This is a genomic window from Vibrio sp. T20 (genome assembly GCF_007858795.1).
Taxonomy (GTDB): Bacteria; Pseudomonadota; Gammaproteobacteria; order Enterobacterales; family Vibrionaceae; genus Vibrio; species Vibrio satsumensis.
On record NZ_VFEB01000171.1, the window covers coordinates 166471 to 172470 of the forward strand.

Sequence of the window (6000 nt, forward strand, 5' to 3'; positions counted from 1 at the left end):
TTAATCTGGGCTAGATTTTTTTAAGCCCATTTCCCATCTTCCAGCTAGCTAATTCAGTTAGTACAGATCTGCCCCAATATTAGTTTCAGCCAGAACATGTACTTTCTTAGCCAGCCTAAATTCTGCTAATGTCAGATGAAATACGCGAAAAAGAACTAGACTTAAAGTCAATATCAATTTTAACGGACTGAAAGCTCTATGAGTATAGATTTTCTTACAAGAAAGAAATATTTAACGAGTCATGACTTCTATCGAGATCTCATTGATTTTTTTGTACAAGAAGCTAAGAGCGATATCGGATATTTCCACTTCTATTCTCATACTAACGAAGAAATCGCATTAAATGTTTGGTCAACCTCTGTTTTGGAACATTGCCATTGCAGCTACGTAACCCACTATCCACTATCATCTGCAGGAATATGGGCAGATAGTATAAGAACTAAAAAGCCCGTAATACACAACCACTATGATGCAAACTATTCCATAGATGACTCTTTACCGAAAGACCACATAAAACTAACTCATCACTTCAGTCTTCCCGTAATACAAAAGAATGACGTAGTTGCAGTCATCGGTATAGGCAACAACAACGCACCATACAGTCATGACTTCGTAAGTTATTTTTACAGTATGATCAATGACATCTGGCCTCAGGTACAAACAAAGGTAAGTAAGATCGAATCTGGATTAGCTAACAACAAGCTAGAATTTGATTCTTCTACCTCCATCGCGATTATGACTAATATGCTAGGCGCAATATCTCGTGCGCTTGAAATTCGTGATGAATACACTTCCTCTCACCAACGCAATGTCGCTCATATATGCGACCTTATAGCTGATAAACTTTCACTAGAAGACTCTGTGAAAGAGGGACTAGTCATTGGAGCTTTGGTTCACGACATCGGGAAAATTACGATCCCGTCTCAAATCTTAAGTAAGCCTGGGAAGCTCATGCCAGCAGAGTACAAGTTACTCCAAAGTCATTCAGAAGTGGGAGCAAAGATTTTTCATGAAGTAATTTTTCCTTGGCCAATCGTCGAAATGATCGAACAGCACCATGAAAGGTTGGATGGCTCGGGCTACCCAAACGGAATCAAAGGGAATGAAATTTTACTTGAGGCTCGGATTATAGCTGTTGCAGATACCTTCGATGCTATGGCAAATGATAGACCATATAGGAAGGCTGTCGGAGCGAAGAAAGCTATCAATACCTTAGAACAAGGCCGAAATAAACTATACGACCCCTGTGTAGTAGACGCTTTCCTTACTTGCTACAAACAAGATGAGACTTTAGGTGGGTTGTATACACCTGTGAATTTACAATAAAAATGTGGCACAAATGTAGTAGTAATCTTTAGCCAAGCTCCAAGTTAGCTTGTTTCTAATTGTATGGTTTGCCATAAAAAAGGTAATTCGAACATACTCAATTTAAGTAATTGCCCTAAATTATTTTTGTCCAAAGCCTTCACAGGTTGAATTTTTACCCGTGGCATTTTCTAGCTCGAAAATGCCCCTTTTCGCGTTAGGACTTTTACTCATTCACATCTTATTAATGCGAATTTGCCCTACTGAAAGTTATCCGAAATTAAAGCGCATATAGCATCATGAAAATTAGCTCTTCATATACCTATTTAATCCTCTTTCATTTCTGTAACCTGTTGTTTTTATATTGAACAGCCAAACGAAAGACCACATAATAAGTCAGTAAATCACGGCTTTTCGCTGTATAAAAAGTGTTATGCTCTTCTTTTAGTGAGGAAATTTATGGAAACCTTTGATATCTCATGGGGCACAATCTTGAAAGTATCTGGTTCAGGTGTGGTCTTATATCTAGTAGCACCGTTGTTGCTCATTCTGCGTGACTTGCTTATAACCAAATTTATTGAAAAATACGTATTAACTCAGACTATTAGAGACTCGATACACCAGTGTGAAGCAGATCGTTGGCTATTAGATAACAAATATAATGAACCACTAATCATGGATAGTGGTGAATATTATATCGGTGAGAAAAAAGTTACAGAAGAGCAGTACAATTGCTACGAAAAAGGCATGTGGAAGCACCAAAGGCGCTTTGAATTGTTCGACTCAAAAATTCAATTTCGCAACGACATAATAAACTACGCAATGAATCACTTTAAAAACAGTTGCTACGTCAATCCAATAGTTAGTTTAAGAGCTTCTTCGTACAGGCACAAAAAAGAAATGAACAGCTATTCTTGAGCACGATCCTCAACAAAGCGTTTAAGCGGGATTCTCAATGCTTGGCATTTTCAATTTGAAGCAACACGATGTTTTTCAAGGTAGCGTTCGCAACGCGGCAAAATGGTAGGACGTATGATCGAAAATAGAGGTGATATCACCAATGCACTTGTTCATCTTACAAAAGAAAGAACAGGTCGAAGACTACAAGATGGAAAGGGGCTGGACAAAAAGTATTCTGCCTTAGATGTTCTATGCGAGATTTTAAATGATGGTGAAATATTAGGAAGTACAAAATCAGGTTTTATCAAAGGCAATAACCCAGCGGTTTGTTTTTCGGAAACACCTTTGTCGTCACTTAAACACTTTGCTTCCAATGACCTAGAAAACGAAGAATTTCGTTATCGGTACTACGGCATTGCCATTAGTAAACACGCAGCCTTCGGGGGAGATGCTAGACCAGTTATCTATCTACCTGACAGCGAAGCTAAATGGATACCAAACTCTGAAAAGTGGCGTCATGTTCGTTATGAATATGGCTCAGTTGACTGGACGTTCGAGCGAGAATGGAGGAAAAAAGGAGATTTTAATCTTAAAAAACTTCCTGGTATCTATGTTATTTGCTGGAAGGCAACTGAAGTTGAGCGGCTGCAAAGTAGCCTGCATAAAGACTTGGTCGGTAAAGTTCGAGGTTTTCTACCAATGTTTCATCTAAACCAGATGCTGTAAGTCAATTAACAAATAAAGGTTAAACTCTGCGCAGCCAGAGCTTAATCCCGATTGTTGAACAAGCTCGATGCTTCTATAAGTAAATTGTGCTTCCTCGTCTACACTATCAATATTGGATCCTATTTTAAGGCGTTTCCCATACTTTTAGTTATTCATAGATTGCTAATGTTCAATTTCCCGAAACTCATTTCTGTCCAGAGACGTGTTATGCCGCCATGCTTTGGGACAGAAGCGACTTAACGGTTTAGCCCACGGTCATTGATTTTGCTCGCTTTGGGACAGTAGTACGATAAATGCAATGAGTTTTCTATAAACGAGTATTGCAGAATATGAAATAAACCAATAGTCTAATTAGTGAGCGATGGCGGTGTCATCGTGCCACTAGGCGAAGTTCTGAGTATCTCAGGGTTTTGCCAATACACAATTTTTTTGAGGTTCTGTAGGGAACTTAAGAGGAAATACTAAATGACTATTCTAGCTCCAGAGGAAGTGCTACCTCGCGCCAATTGTACTATCGTACGCCATGAATCATACGGTTCTACTAGTACAAATCAAACTGAGATCGTACGCTCTATCAAGGCAAACTTTGATAACGACTCTCATGTCCAAGCCTTTACAATTGCTGTTCATGCCAACCCTGAGGGTTCGCCACAAGAGCAAGAGCTGGCTTACCTCATTGAATACAGTGATGGGCATATAGAGTTGTTTGATAAGCACTCGATGTCGATCAATCGCTCTCCGAGAGAAAGCGAAGTTCTCTCGATGATCCGAACGCTTGTTTATCTGGGTTCTGGCGATCGCCTGTTTTACTGCACGAAACGTCTATATACGCAGGTTTTTCAACAAACCCCGCTCTTAACTGTAACTGTGATTAAGGCGAAGGGTGTTAAGTCGCTGCTCCCTCATTGGCATGAGTTTACATCGGTGAATAATGAAGCTTATGAAACCTACTCTAAGTCTATTTATAAAGCAAAGGAGTGGGACAAAATAGCTGAGTTGACGCAAATCTCAATCAACGAGGCTCAAGTTCTCAGTTCAATTGATTTCGTTGACAATCTTCGTTCTGATGATGAGGTTATCGCGGGATATGTCGGGCGTAGCTTCAAGAAGTGGATCTTTGTTTGTCGTCGTGGACGCAAGGCTTACTTGACCTTTTGTGACGAGCGTACAATTCATTTGGCTTACCACTCCATTGTCGGCAAGTACAATATGAAAGCTTATGGTGACTTCATAAAAGAAAGCGTTGAAGAGAGCAACGCTCAGCGCTTAATTAGTGTTAATCAAGGGCAGTTCATCACGGATTTTAATGAACACCATCATAATTGGTTATTTGAGCGCGTAATAGATAATTTGGTGGTGATTTAAGGTTGTTTAGAACGAGGGAGGATATTATCCTCCTTTTTTCAGTAATAACTACCAAGTTTCGGGCTCGTTTCGGGACAAAAGCGACTTAGATACAACTACTTTTTCTTTGAAGATTGAGCCTTCACCTGCTTTTTCTTTGAAGATTGAGACTTCACCTGCTTAATAAAGTCATCCTTTGATGTTATATGTCTAACTAGCTCATCAATAGCTTCTTGCGAGTAAATATGTGTATTTGAAATCTTTTGGTAGTGATGATGTTTGTTTGACGTTGCTTTCCAATTTAGCTTCTTTAGCGCCGCTTGAAAGCAATGATTATTTATTGCTGGCTTTCCTTTCTTATCCCTAGCGACTAAACATTTCTCTAGCTTTGCTAAATCATAGTTAGCGTGAAGAATCTTATTCATAGCATCAATAGCAGTCTTTTGAGTAAACGTATGAGTTTTCTCTGGATCTACTTGTTTTTCAACAATAAGAGCTTTTCTCAATTGCTCCAAGTCTTGAGTTTTACCATTAGCAGCAGCAAGTATTATCTGACTATCTTTTTCGTTTCGAGCGTAAACAAGTGATACGTTAATAGGTATTGCAAACTCAATATCATCTTCTTGCTCAATTTCATCTTGTACCGTTTGAGCTAATTCAAGAATGTCTTCCGCAGCTTTGCCATATAGTGAGCTTAACATGGCTATTGGTGGCATCTTGAAATCACCAACGAGTGATATCATGCCAGCATGCTGAGACTGCATAAATGGTATCTCTGCAAATTCGTGAAATTTGGAAGAGTAATTGAGAACACCTGATTGAAATATTCGAGAAGCTAACCCTTGAAGCTCTGGCATAAGTAAATGAACCGCACCATCACGCCAATCAGCTATACGAGAGACGTTTTTTCTTACATTGTCGTTTTCTTTGAATAACTTATCCAGACACTGACGTAAAGAAATTGTTTTCTTAACTCCTTGCTTATTCGATTTCTCAAATATTGATTCCTCACCGTCGCGTTCAATGATAATTGCTTTAAGTAACTGTTCCCATGCTGTTGAGTACATCATTACAAATCCATCTAACTTATTTTCAAGTGATGGTCTGTTATAAAGCTCTAGTGCTAGCATCATATTATCTTTGGACTTCTTGAGAAGCGCTTTTGCTAAGTTAGATTTACATTTATGACCTAGCTCTTGGTAGTGTTTACTTTGAGATAAACGCTTTTTGAACTCGATGAAACTAACGTCTAATACATTTATTGCTTCGTATGTATTAGTTTCGGTTTCTGCTAGGAATTGAGTGATTTGCCCCTTCCCGAAGTAAGACTTGAATGTACTTGGCTTCCAACCTACTTGCTCAATAAGTTCTTCTTTGGTGAAAGTAGAGTTCTCAGTTTGATGCTTCTGTAAGAATTGGTAGAGCAATAGTTGCATATCAGTTTTAGCCATTTTGCACTCAAAGATGTAAAGGAATGATTAAGTGCATCTTATTGAATAATAATGAGCAATTCAGAGAGAAGAATCAAAAAATGGGATTTTTTAGTAAGTAGCATCAGCGTCAGACAAGATCTTCCAAAACATATCACTCCTAGAGGTTTCTACCCACGTTCTTTCTGAGGAATAAAATGCAAAGCGACATTGATCAATTTGTAAAAAAATATTATGTTATTAGTGCTTTACGCGAAAGGCGTGAAGGGCTGTGACAGATTGTCAATGCCTTTAT

General features: G+C 38.7%; 5 protein-coding genes. 4 read left to right on the top strand and 1 reads right to left on the bottom strand.

The genetic code is table 11. The annotated features are described in order from the left end of the window. The first annotated feature begins 198 nt into the window (after positions 1–198). The 4 genes from FTW16_RS18775 to FTW16_RS18790 all read left to right on the top strand — a co-directional run bounded on the left by FTW16_RS18775 (position 199) and on the right by FTW16_RS18790 (position 4296). Positions 199–1326: an HD domain-containing phosphohydrolase gene (locus FTW16_RS18775; protein WP_057622948.1), complete on the top strand. Its 1128-nt coding sequence runs from the start codon at positions 199–201 to the stop codon at positions 1324–1326. Positions 1327–1764: 438 nt separating this feature from the next. Beyond that, positions 1765–2223 carry a hypothetical protein gene (locus tag FTW16_RS18780; protein WP_146492119.1) on the top strand — a complete coding sequence of 153 codons (459 nt, stop codon included), beginning with the start codon at positions 1765–1767 and terminating at the stop codon, positions 2221–2223. 114 nt (positions 2224–2337) lie between these two features. Continuing rightward, the gene (locus tag FTW16_RS18785) at positions 2338–2931 is read left to right on the top strand and encodes a hypothetical protein (protein WP_146492120.1); all 594 of its coding nucleotides are present in this window, start codon (positions 2338–2340) and stop codon (positions 2929–2931) included. A gap of 465 nt (positions 2932–3396) precedes the next feature. Next, positions 3397–4296: a hypothetical protein gene (locus tag FTW16_RS18790; protein WP_146492121.1), complete on the top strand. Its 900-nt coding sequence runs from the start codon at positions 3397–3399 to the stop codon at positions 4294–4296. Positions 4297–4391: 95 nt separating this feature from the next. On the opposite strand, the gene FTW16_RS18795 is transcribed toward FTW16_RS18790, so the two are convergent. Then, positions 4392–5726: a DUF3644 domain-containing protein gene (locus FTW16_RS18795; RefSeq protein WP_146492122.1), complete on the bottom strand. Its 1335-nt coding sequence runs from the start codon at positions 5724–5726 to the stop codon at positions 4392–4394. Positions 5727–6000 lie beyond the last annotated feature (274 nt).

Coding starts and splice junctions, on each gene's coding strand:
- FTW16_RS18775 (WP_057622948.1), top strand. CDS start 199: ATGAGTATAGATTTTCTTACAAGAAAGAAATATTTAACGAGTCATGAC.
- FTW16_RS18780 (WP_146492119.1), top strand. CDS start 1,765: ATGGAAACCTTTGATATCTCATGGGGCACAATCTTGAAAGTATCTGGT.
- FTW16_RS18785 (WP_146492120.1), top strand. CDS start 2,338: ATGATCGAAAATAGAGGTGATATCACCAATGCACTTGTTCATCTTACA.
- FTW16_RS18790 (WP_146492121.1), top strand. CDS start 3,397: ATGACTATTCTAGCTCCAGAGGAAGTGCTACCTCGCGCCAATTGTACT.
- FTW16_RS18795 (WP_146492122.1), bottom strand. CDS start 5,726: ATGGCTAAAACTGATATGCAACTATTGCTCTACCAATTCTTACAGAAG.